Annotated in this window: 15 protein-coding genes; 2 read left to right on the top strand and 13 right to left on the bottom strand. The window is 68.7% G+C overall.

Features of this window, described 5'->3' with window-relative positions:
- Nucleotides 1–118: 118 nt before the first annotated feature.
- The 11 genes from ACMGEZ_RS00320 to ACMGEZ_RS00270 form a co-directional block, all read right to left on the bottom strand.
- Nucleotides 119–2,116: an acetyl/propionyl/methylcrotonyl-CoA carboxylase subunit alpha gene (locus ACMGEZ_RS00320; RefSeq protein ID WP_436820261.1), complete on the bottom strand. Its 1,998-nt coding sequence runs from the start codon at nucleotides 2,114–2,116 to the stop codon at nucleotides 119–121.
- A 32-nt stretch (nucleotides 2,117–2,148) separates the two neighbouring features.
- Nucleotides 2,149–3,150, bottom strand: coding sequence for a biotin synthase BioB (gene bioB, locus ACMGEZ_RS00315; RefSeq protein ID WP_436820260.1), 1,002 nt, complete (start codon nucleotides 3,148–3,150; stop codon nucleotides 2,149–2,151).
- A gap of 25 nt (nucleotides 3,151–3,175) precedes the next feature.
- Nucleotides 3,176–3,877, bottom strand: coding sequence for a dethiobiotin synthase (gene bioD, locus ACMGEZ_RS00310; protein ID WP_436820792.1), 702 nt, complete (start codon nucleotides 3,875–3,877; stop codon nucleotides 3,176–3,178).
- 940 nt (nucleotides 3,878–4,817) lie between these two features.
- A complete protein-coding gene (bioF, locus tag ACMGEZ_RS00305; RefSeq protein ID WP_436820259.1) occupies nucleotides 4,818–6,050 on the bottom strand; it encodes an 8-amino-7-oxononanoate synthase in 1,233 nt (410 codons plus the stop codon).
- Nucleotides 6,034–7,431: an adenosylmethionine--8-amino-7-oxononanoate transaminase gene (bioA, locus tag ACMGEZ_RS00300; RefSeq protein ID WP_436820258.1), complete on the bottom strand. Its 1,398-nt coding sequence runs from the start codon at nucleotides 7,429–7,431 to the stop codon at nucleotides 6,034–6,036. Before bioA ends, bioF begins: the two co-directional genes overlap by 17 nt.
- A gap of 19 nt (nucleotides 7,432–7,450) precedes the next feature.
- Nucleotides 7,451–8,113, bottom strand: a complete 663-nt coding sequence (locus tag ACMGEZ_RS00295; RefSeq protein WP_436820257.1) for a DUF4126 domain-containing protein — start codon at nucleotides 8,111–8,113, stop codon at nucleotides 7,451–7,453.
- Nucleotides 8,114–8,125: 12 nt separating this feature from the next.
- Nucleotides 8,126–8,914 carry an enoyl-CoA hydratase/isomerase family protein gene (locus ACMGEZ_RS00290; protein ID WP_436820256.1) on the bottom strand — a complete coding sequence of 263 codons (789 nt, stop codon included), beginning with the start codon at nucleotides 8,912–8,914 and terminating at the stop codon, nucleotides 8,126–8,128.
- Nucleotides 8,911–9,420, bottom strand: a complete 510-nt coding sequence (locus ACMGEZ_RS00285) for a DinB family protein (protein WP_436820255.1) — start codon at nucleotides 9,418–9,420, stop codon at nucleotides 8,911–8,913. The genes ACMGEZ_RS00290 and ACMGEZ_RS00285 overlap by 4 nt, the downstream gene beginning before the upstream one ends.
- Nucleotides 9,421–9,436: 16 nt before the next feature.
- Nucleotides 9,437–11,038, bottom strand: coding sequence for a carboxyl transferase domain-containing protein (locus ACMGEZ_RS00280; protein ID WP_436820254.1), 1,602 nt, complete (start codon nucleotides 11,036–11,038; stop codon nucleotides 9,437–9,439).
- 31 nt (nucleotides 11,039–11,069) lie between these two features.
- The gene (locus ACMGEZ_RS00275; protein ID WP_436820253.1) at nucleotides 11,070–12,773 is read right to left on the bottom strand and encodes an AMP-binding protein; all 1,704 of its coding nucleotides are present in this window, start codon (nucleotides 12,771–12,773) and stop codon (nucleotides 11,070–11,072) included.
- Between the two features lie 50 nt (nucleotides 12,774–12,823).
- Nucleotides 12,824–13,996 (bottom strand): isovaleryl-CoA dehydrogenase, encoded by a 1,173-nt coding sequence (locus ACMGEZ_RS00270; RefSeq protein ID WP_436820252.1) that lies wholly within the window; start codon nucleotides 13,994–13,996, stop codon nucleotides 12,824–12,826.
- A gap of 178 nt (nucleotides 13,997–14,174) precedes the next feature.
- Here ACMGEZ_RS00270 and ACMGEZ_RS00265 point away from each other — a divergent pair, with 178 nt between their 5' ends.
- Nucleotides 14,175–15,194 (top strand): AraC family transcriptional regulator, encoded by a 1,020-nt coding sequence (locus tag ACMGEZ_RS00265; RefSeq protein WP_436820251.1) that lies wholly within the window; start codon nucleotides 14,175–14,177, stop codon nucleotides 15,192–15,194.
- A gap of 74 nt (nucleotides 15,195–15,268) precedes the next feature.
- Complete coding sequence (locus ACMGEZ_RS00260; protein WP_436820250.1) at nucleotides 15,269–15,466, top strand: hypothetical protein; 198 nt, start codon at nucleotides 15,269–15,271, stop codon at nucleotides 15,464–15,466.
- Between the two features lie 33 nt (nucleotides 15,467–15,499).
- On the opposite strand, the gene ACMGEZ_RS00255 is transcribed toward ACMGEZ_RS00260, so the two are convergent.
- Nucleotides 15,500–16,192: an HAD family hydrolase gene (locus tag ACMGEZ_RS00255; protein ID WP_436820249.1), complete on the bottom strand. Its 693-nt coding sequence runs from the start codon at nucleotides 16,190–16,192 to the stop codon at nucleotides 15,500–15,502.
- 206 nt (nucleotides 16,193–16,398) lie between these two features.
- The gene (gene thiC, locus ACMGEZ_RS00250) at nucleotides 16,399–18,282 is read right to left on the bottom strand and encodes a phosphomethylpyrimidine synthase ThiC (RefSeq protein ID WP_436820248.1); all 1,884 of its coding nucleotides are present in this window, start codon (nucleotides 18,280–18,282) and stop codon (nucleotides 16,399–16,401) included.
- Nucleotides 18,283–18,359 lie beyond the last annotated feature (77 nt).

Below are 18,359 nucleotides of genomic sequence, written 5' to 3'. Positions count from 1 at the left end.
AATCCGGTTCCGCGCAGGCGGAAGCGGAGCCGCTGGCCTCAGCCCCAAAGGGGAGCAAGACCGGAGCCACCTCTTTGAGTTTGCGCCTCGAATCACTTGACGCGAAGCTCGCAGCCGGCTACGCCGCAATGCGCAGCAGCTCCGCGCCCTCTGCCACTTGGTCGCCCGGCACGTACAGCAGTTCTTCCACGGTCCCGTCCGCCGGCGCCGCGATGGTGTGCTCCATCTTCATCGCCTCCATCACCGCCAGCGCCTGGCCGCGGCTGACCTTGTCGCCGGCCTTGACGGCGAAGGACACCACCTTGCCCGGCATCGGCGCGGTGAGGCGGCCCGCATCGGCATGCGTGTCCCCGGCGTGGGCCATCGGATCCAGCGTCACGATACGGCTTGCGCCCTCGTGGGCGAAGACATGCGTCGTGGCGCCCTCCTCGTAGACGTTCAGCGTGCGCCGCAGGCCGTTGAACTGCAGCTCGATCTCGCCCGAGGGGAAGTGCCCCATCGAGAGCACGCCCTCGACGCCGCCGACCTTCAGCCACAGGCTTCCGTCGCGCCGATAAGTCAGGAGCGCCTGCTGCGCCTCGCCGCGGAACTCGAAGTCGAAGCGGCGCTGGTACTCGCCGAAGCCGCGCCAGCCATCGCGGCGCGCGAAGGGCTCCGACGGCGCAGCCTGGGAGCGCTCCGCCAGCAGCGTGCGCACCACGGCTGCGGCAGCCGCCAAGGGCAGGCCCAGCGGTTCCTGGTCGAAGAGCACGGCGCGCTCGCGCTCGATGAGCGCGGTGTCCAGTTTCGCGTGGGCGAAGGAATCGGTGCGCAGCACGCCGCGCAGGAACTGCACATTGGTCGCCACGCCGACGATGTGGGTCTGCGCCAGCGCCGCGTCCAGCCGCGCCAGCGCCTCCTCGCGGGTTGCGCCATGCACGATCAGCTTGGCGATCATCGAGTCGTAAAAGGGCGAGATCGCGTCGCCTTCGCGCACGCCGTCGTCGATGCGCACGCGGCTGCGCTGGAACGAGGTGTGCTGCGGCTTGCGGTAGACGCGCAGCGTGCCGGTGGCGGGCAGGAAGTTGTTGTCGGGGTTCTCGGCGCAGATGCGTGCCTCGATGGCGTGGCCGTTGATCTGCAGTTGCTCCTGCTTCAAGGGCAGCGGCTCGCCGGAGGCCACGCGCAATTGCCACTCGACGAGATCCAGCCCGGTGATCGCTTCGGTCACGGGATGCTCCACCTGCAGCCGCGTGTTCATCTCCATGAAGAAGAAGTTCATCGAGCCGTCATTGCGCTGCTCGACAATGAACTCCACCGTCCCCGCACCCACGTACTTCACCGCGCGTGCCGCCGCCACCGCCGCCTCGCCCATCTCGCGGCGCATGGCCTCCGTCATGCCCGGCGCCGGCGCCTCCTCCAGCACCTTCTGGTGGCGCCGCTGCACCGAGCAGTCGCGCTCGAACAGGTAGACGTAGTTGCCCTGCGTGTCACCGAAAACCTGGATCTCGATGTGGCGCGGGCGCTGCACGTATTTCTCGACCAGCACCGCGTCGTCCCCGAAGCTGTTGATGGCCTCGCGCTGGCAGGAGGCGAGCGCGGCAGCGAAGTCGGCGTGCTTCTCGACCACCCGCATGCCCTTGCCGCCGCCGCCGGCACTGGCCTTGATCAGCACCGGGTAGCCGATGCGCTCGGCCTCGCGTGCCAGCAGCGCCGGGTCCTGGTCCTTGCCGTGATAGCCCGGCACGAGCGGCACGCCGGCCTTCTCCATCAGCTGCTTGGACTCGGCCTTCAGGCCCATGGCCTGGATGGCGGAGGGCGGCGGGCCGATGAAGACCAGGCCGGCCTCGGCGCAGGCGCGGGCGAAGTCCTCGTTCTCGCTCAGGAAGCCATAGCCCGGATGCACCGCCTGCGCGCCGGTGGCCTTGGCGGCCTCGAGGATCTTTTCCCATCGCAGGTAGCTGTCCTTGGGCGCGCTGCCGCCCAGGTGCACCGACTCGTCGCAGGCGCGCACGTGGTTGGCATGCGCGTCGGCATCGGAGTAGACGGCGACCGTGCGGATGGCCATGCGGCGCGCGGTGGCGGCGACGCGGCAGGCGATCTCGCCGCGGTTGGCGATGAGGATCTTGTTGAACATGGGCGGTGCTTCCTTGTCGTGGAGTGTGGGGTTCAGGCGTCGCTGCGCATGCCCAGCCGCGCCAGCAGCGCGCGGTCCTTCGCGGCTTGCGGGTTGGCGGTGGTCAGCAGGCGATCTCCGTAGAAGATCGAATTGGCGCCGGCGAGGAAGCACAGCGACTGCAGCGCCTCGTCCATCTGCTCGCGCCCGGCCGACAGGCGCACCATGCTCTTCGGCATGGTGATGCGGGCGACGGCGATGGTGCGCACGAACTCGAAGGGGTCGAGCGGCTCGGTGCCGGCCAGCGGCGTGCCCTCGACCTGCACCAGGTTGTTGATGGGCACCGATTCCGGGTACGGGTCGAGATTGGCCAGCTGCGCGATCAGGCCGGCACGCTCGAGGCGCGACTCGCCCATGCCGACGATGCCGCCGCAGCACACATGCAGGCCGGCGTCTCGCACGTGGCCGAGGGTGTCGAGGCGGTCCTGGTAGGTCCGGGTCGTGATGATCTTGTCGTAGAACTCGGGGGCGCTGTCGAGGTTGTGGTTGTAGTAGTCGAGGCCCGCGTCCGCCAGCCGCTGCGCCTGCTCGGCCTCGAGCATGCCGAGGGTCACGCAGGTCTCCAGCCCGATCGCCTTGACGCCGCGCACCATCTCGATGACGGGCTCCAGGTGCCGTTCCTTCGGGCTGCGCCAGGCCGCGCCCATGCAGAAGCGGGTGGCGCCATGGTCCTTTGCGGCCCGGGCGGCTGCCAGCACCTCGTCGAGCGCCATCAGCTTGCTGGCCTGCAGGCCGGTGTCGTGGTGCGCGCTTTGCGGGCAGTAGCCGCAGTCCTCCTCGCAGCCGCCGGTCTTGATCGACAGCAGGGTCGAGAGCTGCACGGTGTTCGCGTCGAAGTGCGCGCGATGCACCTGCTGCGCGCGGAACAGCAGGTCGTTGAAGGGCAGCTCGAAGAGGGCCGCGACGCTGTCGACGCTCCACTCGGCGTCGGGAGGAAGGGCGTGCTGTTGCGGGGCCGTGGCCTTGCGGTCGATGAAGCTGATGCTGTGTTCCATGAAAGAAGAGTTCCTGTAGGCGGGTTCAGGCGGCCAGCGCCGCGGTGCTGCGAAACGCGTGCAGTGGTCGAAGGTCGAGGTGGCGGGCGGCTTGGGCCGCCTCGGGCGTGGCCAGGTGCGGCACCACGCCGAGCAGGGGTGCATCGAGGCGCGCGCGCAGGGTTTCGATGTTGGCCTCGAGGGAGAGCATCTGCGGATCGATGACGCTGCCGACCCAGCCGGCGAGCACGAGGCCGCGCGCCCGGATCGCCTCGGCGGTGAGGAGCGCATGGTTCAGGCAACCGAGCCGCAGGCCCACCACGAGCACCACCGGCAGCCCCAGCGCCACGGCGAGATCGGCGCTGTCGAAGTCGTCGGCCAGCGGCACGCGGAAGCCGCCCACGCCTTCGACGATCACGGCATCGGCTTGCCCTGCCAGTTGCTCGTAGGCCGACAGCAGAGGTTGCAACGCGATGCGCAAGCCTTCCTCCTGCGCTGCCAGGTGCGGGGACATCGGGGCGCGCAGTACATAGGGGCAGCGAAGCGCGAGCGGTGCATCGACGTTGCCGGCGGCCTGCAACTGCTCGATGTCCTCGTTGCGCCACGTGCCGTCGATGAGCTCGAGGCCGGCCGCCACCGGCTTCATGCCGACGGCGCGCAGGCCCGAAGCGGCCAATGACGACAGCATGGCGCTGCTGACCAGCGTCTTGCCGACGCCGGTGTCGGTGCCGGTGACGAAGCAGTGCACCTTCACCGGAAAACCTCCGCGCCATGATGCGGACTTGCCCCATCCCCTTCCGCAGGGGGGTGGGGTGGGAGCACTCTGGCTGTCGAGTCGAACGTTGCTGTTGGTTTGAGTGCGGAGCCGGGATTTCGCCCCGGCGGGCGAGTCACTTTCTTTGTCTCGCCAAAGAAAGTAACCAAAGAAAGGCGACCCCACTGCGCGCGTCCCTCCGCTTCGCTACGGGCAACCTGCGGTGCTCGCTTTTCGCGGGGTCCGCGCAAACTCGCCTGCGGCTCAAACACGCGCGGCCCTTTTTCCGCGAAAAGCTCCGCTCCTCGGCACGCGCAGAGGGGATTTGAAGTCCAACGCGCCATGGCGCGTCCTTGTGTGGGGTGCAGGTTGGCGTGAGCTCCGGGTCTTCGCTCACGTTGGCTCTCGCGCACACGCTCACGCTCACGCGCACGCTCGTGCGGCTGCTCGTGCTCGTGCTCGTGTCGGTGCTGGCGCTGGTGCTGGTGCTCGCAGCCATGCTCATGCTCACGTCCGAGCGCACACGCATGCACCTGTTCCAGGCCTCGCGCAGCGAGGCCGTTGGTGGCCGAGCGAAGCAATGGCCCGACCGTCCCCCAATCCCCTCTGCGCGCGCCGAGGAGCGCAGCTTCAGGCGGATTAAGGGCCGCGCGTGTCTGAGCGAAGCGAGTTTGCGCGGACCCCGCCTGAAGCGAGCACCGCAGGTTGCCCGTAGCGAAGCGGAGGGTCGCGCGCAGTGGGGTCGCCTTTCTTTGGTTACTTTCTTTGGCGAGACAAAGAAAGTAACTCGCCCGCCGGGGCGAATTCCCGGCTCCGGACTCAAACCAAGCGCAACGCAACAACACGCGCCCGGTGCCCCCACCCCAACCCTCCCCCGGAGGGGGAGGGAGCAAGACCGCGCGCATGTCCTCCAGCAAGGCCCGAATCGAATGTCTCATGCAGCCTCCTTCCACGGCTGAGCCAGCAGCTGCCCCAACGCCTCGACCAGCCGCGCAACATCGTCTTCGCCATGGCTCGCCGACAACGCGATGCGCAGGCGCGCCGTGCCCGCAGGCACCGTGGGCGGGCGGATCGCGCCGACGCGCAGGCCAAAAGCGTCGAGCTGCGCCGACAGCTGCATCGCACGCGCGTTGTCGCCCACGATCAACGGCTGGATCGCGGTCGGCGATTCGGCGAGCCAGGCGCCGCCCCCGGCGGGCAGCACGCGCTGCAGGCCGGCGCGCAGTTGCGCGATGCGTGCGTGGAGCTGCACGCGCCGCCGGGTCCCCTCCTCGCCTTCGATCAGGTCCAGGCTGGCAAGCAGCGCATGCGCGATGGCCGGCGGCGCGGCGGTAGTGAAGATGTAGGGCCGCGCGCGTTGCACCAGGTAGTCGATCACGGTGCGGTGCGCCGCAACGAAGGCGCCCGACACGCCGGCGGCCTTGCCGAGCGTGCCAACGAGGATGAGGCGCTCGGAGCGCAGGCCCGTCTCTTCCAGCACGCCGTGGCCGCGCGCGCCGAGCACGCCGAAGCCGTGGGCATCGTCCAGCACCAGCCAGGCATCGTGGCGCTCGGCCAGCGCCAGCAGTCCGGCCACGGGCGCGATGTTGCCGTCCATGCTGAACACGGCGTCGCTCACGATCAGCTTGACCGGCGCATCGCAGGCCGCGAGTTGGGCATCGAGCGCCTGGAGGTCGCAGTGCGGATAGCGCTCGACCCGCGCCTTGGCCAGGCGTGCGCCGTCGATCAACGAGGCGTGGTTGAGCGTCTCCGAAAATATCACGGCATCAGCCCCACCGAGCGCCGACAGCACCGCGAGGTTGGCCATGTAGCCGGTGCAGAAGAACAGGCTCTGCGCCTCGGGAATGTGCGGCGCCATCCAGCCGGCCAGCCGCTCCTCGAGCTGCGCATGCGCGCGCGAGTGGCCGAGGATCAGGTGCGAGCCGCCGCTGCCGGCGCCGTAGCGCGCGGCGCCCTCGGCCAGCGCGGCGGCCAGCGCCGGGTGCGCGGCCAGGCCGAGGTAGTCGTTGCTGCCGAAAGCCAGCAGGGTTCGCGGCGCCGCGGCGCCGGGCAGCGTGAGCCGCTGCTCGGGCGCGCAGGGGGTCTCGGCGATCAGCCGCCGGCGGCGCAGGGTCTGCGCGTCCAGCGCAGCGATCTCGTGCTGGAGGCGGTCAAGCAAGCGCGACATCGCGGGCCTCCTTGGCAGCCTGCGGGGCGGCGACCGCGTCCAGCGTGACGACGGTGCCCTCGACCAGGCGATCGATCTCGTGGTCGCCGATTGCGTAGGGCGGCATCAGGTAGACGGTGCGGCCGATGGGGCGCATCAGCAGTCCCTGGTCTCGGGCCGCGAGATGGAAGCGCTCGGCAAAGCGATCGCCAGGCTCGCGCACGTCGAAGGCGGTGATCATGCCGCGCTGGCGCAGATGGTCGATGGGCCGCGCGCCCAAACCCTCGTGCAGACGCTGCAGGATGCGCGCGGCCCGCCCGCGATTGCGGTTCAGCACGTCTTCGTGCGCGAACAGGTCGAGCGTGGCCAGCGCCGCGCGGCAGGCCAGCGCATTGCCGGTGTAGGAATGCGAATGCAGGAAGCTGCGCGCCACGTCGTCGTCCACGAAGCCCTGGTAGATGGCCTCGCGGGTCATCACCAGCGCCAACGGCAGGTAGCCGCCGCTGATGCCCTTGGACAGGCACAGGAAGTCGGGCCAGATGCCGGCCTGCTCGCAGGCGAAGAAGCTGCCGGTGCGCCCGCAGCCCACGGCGATCTCGTCGGCGATCAGGTGTACGCCATAGCGGTCGCACAAGGCGCGCACCCGGCGCAGGTACTCGGGGTCGTGCATCGCCATGCCGGCCGCGCATTGCACCAGGGGCTCGACGATGACGGCTGCGATGCTGTCGTGCTGCTCGGCCAGCAGTGCTTGCAGTTCGTCGGCGGCGCGCCGCGCGACGTCGATGGCGTCCTCGCCCGGCCGTGCGCCGCGCGCGTCGGGCGACGGCACCAGGTGTGCATCGCCCAGCAGCGGCGCGTAGGCATCGCGGAACACGGAGACGTCGGTCACATGCAGCGCACCGAGCGTCTCGCCGTGGTAGCCCTGGCGCAGCGCCACGAAGCGCCGCTTGCCGATGCGGCCCGCATTGCGCCAGGCATGGAAGCTCATCTTCAGCGCGATCTCCACCGCGGAGGCACCGTCGGAGGCGTAGAAGCAATGGCCCAGCGCGCCGCCGGTCAGCGCAGACAGGCGCTCGGCCAGCTCGACCGCGGGTGCGTGGGTGCAGCCGGCGAGCATGACGTGCGGCAGCGTGTCGAGCTGCTGCTTGAGCGCGTCATTGATGGCCGGGTGCGCATGGCCGAACAGGTTGACCCACCAGGAGCTGGTGGCGTCCAGGTAGCGGCGGCCGTCGTGGTCGACCAGCCAGACGCCCTCGCCACGCGCGATCGGCAGCGGCGGCACGGCCTCGAGGCGGATGCTCTGGGTGCAGGGGTGCCACACGTGGCGCCGGCTGCGCTGCTGCCAATCGGCATTTCGCGACGCGGCGGCTGTAGCGGGAGGAGGAGAAGCAGGGTTCAGCACGGGGACCTGTACAAAAGACTCAAACCTGGCCGTCCTCGCGCTTGTTCAGGCGGAAGGCGGACGTCACGCCCGGATCCGGGCGGCCGCTGAAGATGCGGGTCAGGCGGCCGAAGAGCGCGCGCAGGAAGCGCCAGCTCTTGCGGATCAGCCAGACGGACAGTGCCAGCAGCACGACGAACAGCAGCAGGAACACGAACGGATGCGCCACCGCCAGCCACAGCCCCGCGGGCACTATGCTGTCCTCGACCAGCGAGGCGCCCACATTGCTGAAGGGCTCGGGCGAGGTGTTGATGGCGGCGCGCGTGGTGGCCTTGGCCGCATGCGCGGTGGCGGCGAAGCTGCCGCCCAGCAGCGCGGCGACGATCGCCATCACGGCATGGTCGGCGCCGAAGACGCTGGCGGCCAGCGCGGCGCCCGCGGGAATGCGGATCACCGTGTGCAACATGTCCCACAGCGAGTCGAGGCCGGGAATCTTGTCGGCGAAGAACTCGATGAAGACCATGAAGCCGCTGGCCGCGATCACCACCGGATGCGCAAGCAGCTGAAGCCCGCCCGGCAGGGGCACCCAGCCCAGGTAGCCGGCCAGGCCGGTCAGGAGCACGACCAGGTACAGGCGCAGGCCGCTGGCCCAGCCGATGGCGGCGGACAGGGCGAGCAGTTGGGGCAGGTCGAGGGAGTCCATGGCGGGGGCGTCTCAGCCGGGAATCCAGGAGGGCTTGCGCTTCTGAAGGAAGGCCTGCACGCCCTCGCGGCCCTCCTCGCTGGTGCGAATGTCGGCGATGCCCTGCACGGTCTTCGCGATCAGCGCGTCGTCGATCTCGCGGCCCGCCACGTCGGCGATCAGCTGCTTGCAGGCGCGCACCGCCGCCGGGCTGGCGGCCGTGAAGGCCTTGACGATCTCGGCCACCTTGGCATCGAGCGCATCGGCGGTCACGACCTCGTGCACGAAGCCGATGCGGTGCGCCTCGGCCGCGCTGAAGCGCTCGGCCGTGAGAAAGTAGCGCTGCGCGGCGCGCGTTCCAATCGCGCGCAGCACATAAGGGCTGATGGTGGCCGGGATCAGGCCGATCTTCACTTCGCTCAGGCAATACCAGGCGGTGTCCACGCTCACCGCGACGTCGCAGGCCGCCACGAGCCCCATGCCACCGGCATAGACGTCGCCCTGCACGCGCGCGATCACCGGCTTGGGGCTTTCGTCGATGGTGCGCAGCATCGCGGCCAGGCCGCCCGCATCGGCAACGTTCTGTTCGTGCGTGAACTCGGCCGCGCGGCGCATCCAGTTGAGGTTGGCACCCGCGCAGAAGGCCGGGCCGTTGGCACCCAGCACGATGACACGCACCTCGTTCGCCGCGCCCGCCTGCGAGAAGGCTTCGTCGAGCTCGCGGATGACGACCTCGTCGAAGGCATTGCGCAGCTCGGGCCGGTTGAGCCAGATGCGTGCGACGGGGCCTTCGAAGGCCAGCTCCAGCGTGGTGAATTTCATTGCTTTGCCTCCTGCTGCAGCAAGTAGACCCAGTCGAGCTCGGGCCCGGGTTGGACCATGCTTGTGAGCGCCGCCGTGAGCTGGCCGCGATGATGGGTCGCATGGTTGAACACATGGCCTAGCGCCGGCGCGAAGGGAATGCGCACCTGCTCGCCGTTGTTGCGGGTGTAGGCCATCTCGCCGTCGTAGCGCTCGGGCGCGAGCGTGGCGAGCCAGGGGCTCCAGCGCGTGACGGCCTGCGCCAGCGCCTCGCACAGCGCGGCGCGGTCGGAGTACAGCTCGGTGTCCAGCGGCACGCGCGGCGAGCGGCCTTCGGCGAAGCGGGAGTACCAGATGTTGTCGGTCACCAGCAGGTGGTTGACCGTGCCATGTACCGAACGGAAGAACAAGCCACAGTCGCGGCGCCAGTCGACCTCGGGCAGCGTCGTCAGGTTGGACGCGAGCAGCTTTTGCGTGGCCCACACGTGATAGCGCGCCAGGCTCGCGAAGTAGTTCGGCAGCGACATGCTCTTCTCCCTGGCGTCACATGCGGAAGATGCCGAAGCGCGGTTCGGGCACGGGCGCATGGCGCGCCGCGGCCAGGCCGAGCGCGAGCACGCGGCGCGTATCGGCCGGGTCGATGATGCCGTCGTCCCACAGGCGCGCGGTGGCGTAGTAGGGATGGCCCTGCTGCTCGTACTGATCGCGGATCGGTGCCTTGAAGGCTTCTTCTTCCTCCGCGCTCCACTGCCCACCCTTGGCTTCGATGCCGTCGCGCTTGACGGTGGCCAGCACGCTCGCGGCCTGCTCGCCGCCCATCACGCTGATGCGCGCGTTGGGCCACATCCAGAGGAAGCGCGGCGAATAGGCGCGCCCGCACATGCCGTAGTTGCCCGCGCCGAAGCTGCCGCCGATGATGATCGTGAACTTGGGCACGTTGGCGGTGGCAACCGCTGTCACCATCTTGGCGCCGTGGCGCGCGATGCCTTCGTTCTCGTATTTGCGCCCGACCATGAAGCCTGTGATGTTCTGCAGGAACACCAGCGGGATCTTGCGCTGGCAGCACAGCTCGATGAAGTGCGCGCCCTTCTGGGCCGACTCGGAGAACAGGATGCCGTTGTTGGCCACGATGCCCACCGGCATGCCCTCGATCTCGGCGAATCCGCAGACCAGCGTTGCACCGAAGCGCGCCTTGAACTCGTGGAACTCGCTGCCGTCCACGATGCGGGCGATGATCTCGCGCACGTCGAAGGGCTTGCGGGTGTCGGTGGGGATCACGCCGTAGAGTTCCTCCGTCGCATAGAGGGGGGCGCAGACCACAGAAGGACCGGGCGCTTGCGCCCGGTTTAGTTTTTGTATTGCCGTGCGTGCCAGCGCCAGCGCATGCAGGTCGTTCTGCGCGAGATGATCGGCCACGCCCGACAAGCGCGTGTGCACGTCGCCGCCGCCCAGATCCTCGGCCGTCACCACCTCGCCGGTGGCCGCCTTCACCAGGGGCGGGCCGCCCAGGAAGATGGTGCCCTGCTCCTTGACGATGATCGATTCGTCGCTCATCGCCGGCACATAGGCCCCCCCGGCCGTGCACGAGCCCATCACCACGGCGATCTGCGCAATGCCCTGGGCGCTCATGTTGGCCTGGTTGTAGAAGATGCGGCCGAAATGGTCGCGGTCGGGGAACACCTCGTCCTGGTTCGGCAGGTTGGCGCCGCCCGAGTCCACCAGGTAGATGCAGGGCAGGCGGTTCTGCTCGGCGATCTCCTGCGCGCGCAGGTGCTTCTTGACGGTGATCGGGTAGTAGGTGCCGCCCTTCACCGTGGCGTCGTTGCACACGATCATGCAGTCCACGCCGCTCACGCGGCCGATGCCGGCGATCAGTCCGGCGCCGGGCGCCGCGCCGTGGTACATCGCGTGGGCGGCCAGCGGCGCGATCTCGAGGAAGGGCGTACCCGGGTCCAGCAATTGCGCCACGCGCTCCCGCGGCAGCAACTTGCCGCGCGCGGTGTGCTTGCTGCGCGCGGCTTCGCCGCCCCCGGCCTCGACCTTGGCGAATTGCGCGTGCAGGTCTTCGACCAGGGCGCGCATGGCCGCAGCGTTGGCCTGGAACTCGGCGGAGCGGGCGTTGAGTTTGGTTTCTAGTTGGCTCATGGTTCAGCGGGGTTGGAATGCGGGTCCGTATTCATGCGGTCTTCTCCTCTCCAAGTCCCAGCTGCGCCTTCATCGCCTCGCGGATCTTGAACTTCTGGATCTTGCCGGTCACGGTCATCGGGAACTCCTTGACGAACTCGATGTACTTCGGGACCTTGTAGTGCGCGATCTGGCCCTTGCAGAACTCGCGCACCTCGTCGGCGGAGAGGGTCTGGCCGGGCTTGGGGATGATCCATGCGCACAGCTCCTCGCCGTACTTCCTGTCGGGCAGGCCGACCACCTGCACGTCCTGGATCTTCGGATGGCGGTAGAGGAACTCCTCGATCTCGCGCGGGTAGATGTTCTCGCCGCCGCGGATCACCAGGTCCTTGATGCGGCCGACGATGTTGACGTAGCCCTCGGCGTCCATGGTGGCGAGGTCGCCGGTGTGCATCCAGCCCTCGACGTCGATGGCCTCGCGGGTCTTTTCCTCGTCGTCCCAGTAGCCGTGCATCACCGAGTAGCCGCGGGTGCAGAACTCGCCGGAGACGCCGGGCGGGACGATCGCGCCGGTCTCGGGGTCGACGATCTTGATCTCCAGGTGCGGCTGCACCTTGCCGACGGTGGAAACGCGCTTGTCCAGTGGCGTGTCGGTGGAGCTCTGGCAGCTCACCGGGCTGGTTTCGGTCATGCCGTAGGCGATGGTGATCTCGGAGAGGTGCATCTGGTCGACCACCCGCTTCATCACCTCGGTGGGACAGGGCGAGCCGGCCATGATGCCGGTGCGCAGCGTCGAGAAATCGAACTCCTTGAAACGCGGATGGTCCAGCTCGGCGATGAACATGGTGGGCACGCCGTGCAGCCCGGTGCAGCGCTCGGCCTGCACCGTCTGCATCACGGTCAGCGGATCGAAGCCGTCGTTGGGGTAGACGATGGTCGCGCCGTGGGTGAGGCAGGCCAGGTTGCCCAGCACCATGCCGAAGCAGTGGTAGAGCGGCACGGGGATGCAGAGGCGATCTTCGGGCGTGAGCTTCATGCATTCGCCGATGAAGAAGCCGTTGTTGAGGATGTTGCGATGGGTCAGCGTCGCGCCCTTGGGAAAGCCGGTGGTGCCGCTGGTGAACTGGATGTTGATCGGGTCGGTGGCCTTCAGGGTCTTCGCGATCCCCGGGACGCGCGGGTCGCCGGGCCTGCCCATCTCGAGCAGGGCCGAGAAGCGCATCAGGCCCGGCAGTTCCTCGCCCTCGCCGGGCTTGTCGATCCAGGCCACCGTGCGCAGATGCGGCAGGCGCGCCGCCTGCAGCGCGCCCGGCTGCGCACTCGCGAGCTCGGGTGCCAGTTCGCGCAGCATGCCGACGTAGTCGCTGGTCTTGAAGCGCTGCATCGTGACCAGCGCCTTGCAGCCCACCTTGTTGAGCGCGTACTCCAGCTCGGACGTGCGGTAGGCCGGGTTGATGTTGACCAGGATGAGCCCGACCTTGGCGGTGGCGAGCTGCATCAGCACCCAGGCCACGTTGTTGTGCGACCAGATGCCCACGCGGTCGCCGGGCGAAAGGCCCAGCTGCAGCAGCGCGCTGGCCAGGCGATCGGCTTCGCGCTGCAGTTCCAGGTAGCTCAGGCGCCGCTGCTCGTGCGCGCTGACCAGCGCATCGCGATCGCCCTGGCGCCGGGCCATGTCGTCGAAGAAGTCGCCGATGGTCTGCTCGATCAGCGGGACATCGGTGGGGCCGCGGTCGAGGCTCTCAGTCAAAGCCATATCGTCTCCTGTCTTGCCCTCGTGTCCGTGGGAGGGAATGAAGTCCAATGCTAGGCCGTCTCGGCGAACAGCTCGCGTCCGATCAGCATGCGCCTGATCTCGCTCGTTCCGGCGCCGATCTCGTACAGCTTGGCATCGCGCCACAGCCGCTCGACCGGGAAGTCCTTGGTGTAGCCCACGCCACCCAGCGCCTGGATGGCCTCGCCGGCCATCCAGGTCGCCTTCTCGGCAGAGTAGAGGATGGCGCCGGCCGCGTCCTTGCGGAAGGTGCGCGCATGGTCCTTGCGGTCGCAGGCCTTGCCCACCGCATAGACGTAGGCGCGGGTGGCTTGCCAGGTGGAATACATGTCGGCCAGCTTGCCCTGCATCAGCTGGAACTCGCCGATGCTCTGGCCGAACTGCTTGCGCTCGTGGACGAAGGGGAGCACCGCATCCATGCAGGCCGCCATGATGCCCAGCGGGCCGCCGGAGAGCACCGCGCGCTCGTAGTCGAGGCCGCTCATCAGCACCTTGGCGCCCTGCCCCTCGCCGCCCAGCACGTTTTCCTCGGGCACCTCGCAGTTGTCGAAGAACAGCGGGTACGTGTTGGAGCCGCGCATGCCCAGCTTGTCGAGCTTGGTGCCGGCCGAGAAGCCCTTGAAGCCCTTCTCGACGATGAAGGCCGTCATGCCGCGCGCGCCCATCTCGGGCTCGGTCTTGGCGTAGATGACCAGCGTGTCGGCGTCACCGCCGTTGGTGATCCACATCTTGCCGCCGTTGAGCACATAGCGGTCGCCCTTCTTCTCGGCGCGCAGCTTCATGCTGACCACGTCGGAGCCGGCATTGGGCTCGCTCATCGCCAGTGCGCCCACGTGCTCGCCGCTGACCAGCTTGGGGAGGTATTTCTTCTTCTGTGCCTCGCTGCCGTTGCGGTGGATCTGGTTGACGCAGAGGTTGGAATGCGCGCCGTACGACAGGCCCACCGAGGCCGAGGCGCGCGACACCTCCTCCATGGCCACGATGTGGGCCAGGTAGCCCAGCTCGGTGCCGCCGTATTCCTCCTTCACCGTCATGCCGTGCAGGCCGAGCTCGCCGAGCTTTTTCCAGAGGTCGTGGGGAAAGAGGTTGTCGCGGTCGATCTCGCCGGCGCGCGGGGCGATCTCGTGGGCGGCGAAGTCGACCACTGCGCCGCGCAGCGAATCGATGGTGTCGCCGAGATCGAAATTGAGGCCGGGATCATGCATGGGGTGTCTCCTTGGATGCGGATTCGTTTCGCGGGCCGTTGAAACCCCGCGCGGGCAGTTGCAGCTTACGCCGGCTGCCGTTGCATTTGGCGTCACAATGGTTGCATATCGCGCCATCGAAATCTCGTCTCTTGTGACTGCTTCCCCCTTCAAGCCAGCCCGCCGCGCGGCAACCCCCATGGCCTTCGTCCGAGCGATCGTGCAGGGTTACGAGCGCTATGGCAAGGATCCCTCCGAAGCGCTGGCACAGGCACGGATTGCGCCGCACGAGCTGCAATTGCAGGAAGGCCGCGTAACCGCGGCGCAGTTCGAGGCGCTGTCGGGCCACGCGATGCAGGAGCTGGACGACGAGGCCCTGGGCTGGTTCAGCCGCCGCCTGCCCTGGGGCACCTACGGCATGCTGTGCCGCGCCTCCCTGAGCTCGCCCGACCTCGGCGTGGCCATCAAGCGCTGGTGCCGCCATCACCGGCTGCTGACCTCGGACATCGGTTTCGAGCTCCAGGTGGCGGGCGGCGTCGCCGCCGTGTCGATCCGGGAGAACGTCGACCTGGGCGAGCTGCGCGAGTTCTGCCTGGTTTCCAACCTGCGCTTCCTGCACGGCTACGCCTCCTGGGTCATCGATTCGCGGGTGTCGCTGCGCGCGGCCCGTTTTCCCTTCGAGCCGCCGCCGCACAGCGATGCCTATCCGCTGATGTTCGGCGGCGAGCTGCAGTTCGGGGCCGAAGCCGCCAGCTACAGCTTCGACGAGCGCTACCTTGCGCTGCCGCTGCGCCGCGACGAGCAGGCGCTGCGGAACATGCTGCGGCGCGCCTTGCCGCTGACGGTGCTGCAGTACCGCCGCGACCGGCTGCTGGGCCAGCGGGTGCGCGAGCTGCTGCGCACCCACGGGCGGCAGGCGGCCACGGCCGAGGCGCTGGCGGCGATCCTGAACCTCTCGGCCCGCACCCTGCACCGCCAGTTGCTGGAGGAAGGCGTCTCGCTGCAGCAGCTCAAGGACGCAGTGCGCCACGAGCAGGCGGCCGAGCAGTTGCGGCGCACCGAGCGCCCGATCAAGAACATCGCGCTGTCTGTCGGTTTTCGCAATGAAAAAAGCTTCTCGCGCGCCTTCCGCGCCTGGGCCGGCGTCACCCCCGGCGCGTTCCGGCGCGCGGGCGCAGCTACCGCACCAGGAAGCTTGCAGGGCGGCGACAATCCGTGACAAAGTTCGCCGCTGCACCGGACGCCGCCCGCCACGCGGATTCCGGCCCCGCTTTCTCGCCATAGGATCGAGGCATGCACATTCCCGACACCGACACTTCCGAATACGCGGCGCTGATCGAGTTCGCCGCTACCTCCGGTCGGTCGCGCATCCATCCCAAGGTCGAGAAGAACGCCGACCAGCTCATCGCCGGTTTCTGGTCGGCCCGCGCCCGGGCCATGATCCAGGCGCTGGCCGCGATGGCCAAGGCCGCGACCCAGCGTCGCAGCTGACCCTTCTTACTCCCTCCGCTCCGGCCCTGCGCCTCAGACCGAAGCGCGACGCCAGCCCGCCAGCAAAGCCGGCAGCTCGGCCATATCGCTGAACACATGGGCCACGCCGGCGGCGCGCAGTGCCTCGGGGCCGCTGTGGCCCAGGTCGAAGGGGCTGTAGCCGAAGACGGTGGCGCCGGCCGCCACGCCGGCGGTGGCACCGGTCACCGTGTCCTCCACCACCGCGCAGCGCGCCGGGTCCACGCACAGGGCCGCGGCCGCCGCCAGGTAGACGTCGGGCGCCGGCTTGGAGCGCGGCGTCTCGTGGCCGCTGAATATGCGGCCCTCGAAGGCATCCAACAGGCCGATCTTCTCCAGCTGCAGCCGCACCTTGTGCCGGTCCGCGCCCGAGGCGCAGGCGATGCGGCCGGCGGTGCTCGCGTGCAGGCTGCGCACGGCGGCGGGCGCGCCGGCGATCTCGACCAGTTCGCGGTCGAGTGCCTCGTTGCGCCGCGCCCGGAACTCGGCCAGCCACTCGGAGGTGACGGTGAAGCCGGTCATGGCCTCGATCAAGGCGGTCTCGTCCTTGACGGCCTTGCCGGTGAAGATGCGCATCGAATCCTCCACCGTGAGCGCCCAGCCGAGCTCGCCTAGCATCTCGGCGAGCACGCGGTTGGTGATGGGTTCTGAGTCGACGAGCACGCCGTCGCAATCGAAGAGGACGGCGTCGAAGGGGATGGAAGGCATGGGGCGATCGTAAGCAATACGCCCCCACGCTCTGTCACTTCGTGTACTCGCTGCCCCCCGAGGGGGCTGAGTGCCGCGGCTCCAAGCCTGCCTGCGCAGGCTTGGACGGCACGAAGAGCCGTCGCGTCTCGCGGCGGCGCGACCTGCAAGGTCAGGCCGCCTTGGGGCGGCCCGGCGCCGGCCTGATCGCCCCCATGCCGCCCACTTCAGCTCGACCGGATCGGGATGTACATCTCTCCGCCCGCCGCCTTGAACTCGGCCGACTTGCCCGCCATGCCGTCGACCACCGCCTCTTCCTCGGCGAGCCCGCGCTGGGCCGCGTACTCGCGCACCTCCTGCGTGATCTTCATCGAGCAGAACTTGGGGCCGCACATGGAGCAGAAGTGCGCCACCTTGCTCGAATCCTTGGGCAGGGTCTCGTCGTGGAATTCGCGCGCGGTGTCGGGGTCCAGGCCGAGGTTGAACTGATCCTGCCAGCGGAATTCGAAGCGTGCCTTGGACAGCGCATCGTCGCGCGCCCGCGCGCCCGGGTGCCCCTTGGCGACATCGGCCGCATGGGCCGCGATCTTGTACGCGATGATTCCCTGCTTCACGTCCTCGCGGTCCGGCAGGCCCAGGTGCTCCTTGGGCGTCACGTAGCACAGCATCGCGGTTCCGGCCCAGCCGATCATGGCGGCGCCGATGGCGCTGGCGATGTGGTCGTAGCCCGGTGCGATGTCGATGGTCAGCGGGCCCAGCGTGTAGAAGGGCGCCTCGTGGCAATGCTTGAGCTGCTCGTCCATGTTGGCCTGGATCAGGTGCATGGGCACATGGCCGGGGCCTTCGATCATGGTCTGCACGTCGTGCTTCCAGGCGATCTGCGTGAGCTCGCCCAGCGTGCGCAGCTCGGCGAACTGGGCCTCGTCGTTGGCATCGGCGGCGCAGCCCGGGCGCAGGCCGTCGCCGAGCGAGAAGCTCACGTCGTAGGCCTTCATGATCTCGCAGATGTCCTCGAAATGCGTGTAGAGAAAGCTCTCGCGGTGGTGCGAGATGCACCACTTGGCCATGATCGAGCCGCCGCGCGACACGATGCCGGTGCGGCGATCGGCCGTGAGGTGGATGAAGGGCAGGCGCAGCCCCGCGTGGATGGTGAAGTAGTCCACGCCCTGCTCGGCCTGCTCGATCAGCGTGTCGCGGTAGATCTCCCAGGTGAGGTCCTCGGCCACGCCGCCGACCTTCTCGAGCGCCTGGTAGATCGGCACGGTGCCGATGGGCACCGGGCTGTTGCGCACGATCCAGTCGCGGGTCGTGTGGATGTTGCGGCCGGTGGAAAGGTCCATCACGTTGTCGGCACCCCAGCGGATCGCCCACACCAGTTTCTCCACCTCCTCCTCGATGCTGGAGGTAACGGCGGAGTTGCCGATGTTGGCGTTGATCTTGACCAGGAAGTTGCGCCCGATCGCCATCGGCTCCACCTCGGGATGGTTGATGTTGGCGGGGATGATGGCCCGGCCGCGCGCCACTTCATCGCGCACGAACTCGGGCGTGATGAGCTTCGGGATCTGCGCGCCCATCGGGTTGCCGGCTAGGCGCTTCTCGCGTGCGGCATCGGCCAGGTATTCGGCCATCCATTCGCGCTTGCCGTTCTCGCGCAGGGCCACGTACTCCATCTCGGGCGTGACGATGCCGCGGCGCGCGTAGTGCATCTGGCTCACGTTGCGGCCGGACAGCGCGCGCCGGGGCTGGCGCTGCAGCCCCGAGGCGGCGCCACGCAGCTCGGCGAGCTTCTGGGCATCGCGGTCGGCGTGGGTGGCGCCGTCGTCGAGCATCTGGCGCATGCGCCCGATGTAGGGCTCGGTGTCGTTGCGCTCGGCGATCCAGGCGCCGCGCACGCTGGGCAGGCCGCGGCGCACGTCGATGTCGGCGGACGGGTCGGAGTAGGGGCCGGAGGTGTCGTAAAGCGAGACCGTCTCGCCGTTGGTCAGGAGCACGTCGCGCACGGGTACGCGCACATCGGGGCGGCGCGGGCTCGCGATGACGCTCTTGGTCGAGGCGGGGAAGGGCTCGCGCGTGAGCGTGAGCAGCGAGGCGAACTTGTCCGGGGCATTCATGCGGGGCACTCCTTCAGGTTGGATGGGTGCTCCGCAATCGCTCCGGATCGGCGCGGCGGAAAGGGAGGGTTCCGTGG

This window comes from Variovorax stachyos (assembly GCF_051400855.1).
In the GTDB taxonomy this organism is placed as follows: domain Bacteria; phylum Pseudomonadota; class Gammaproteobacteria; order Burkholderiales; family Burkholderiaceae_C; genus Variovorax.
This window is presented reverse-complemented; position numbering and strand designations above follow the sequence as displayed.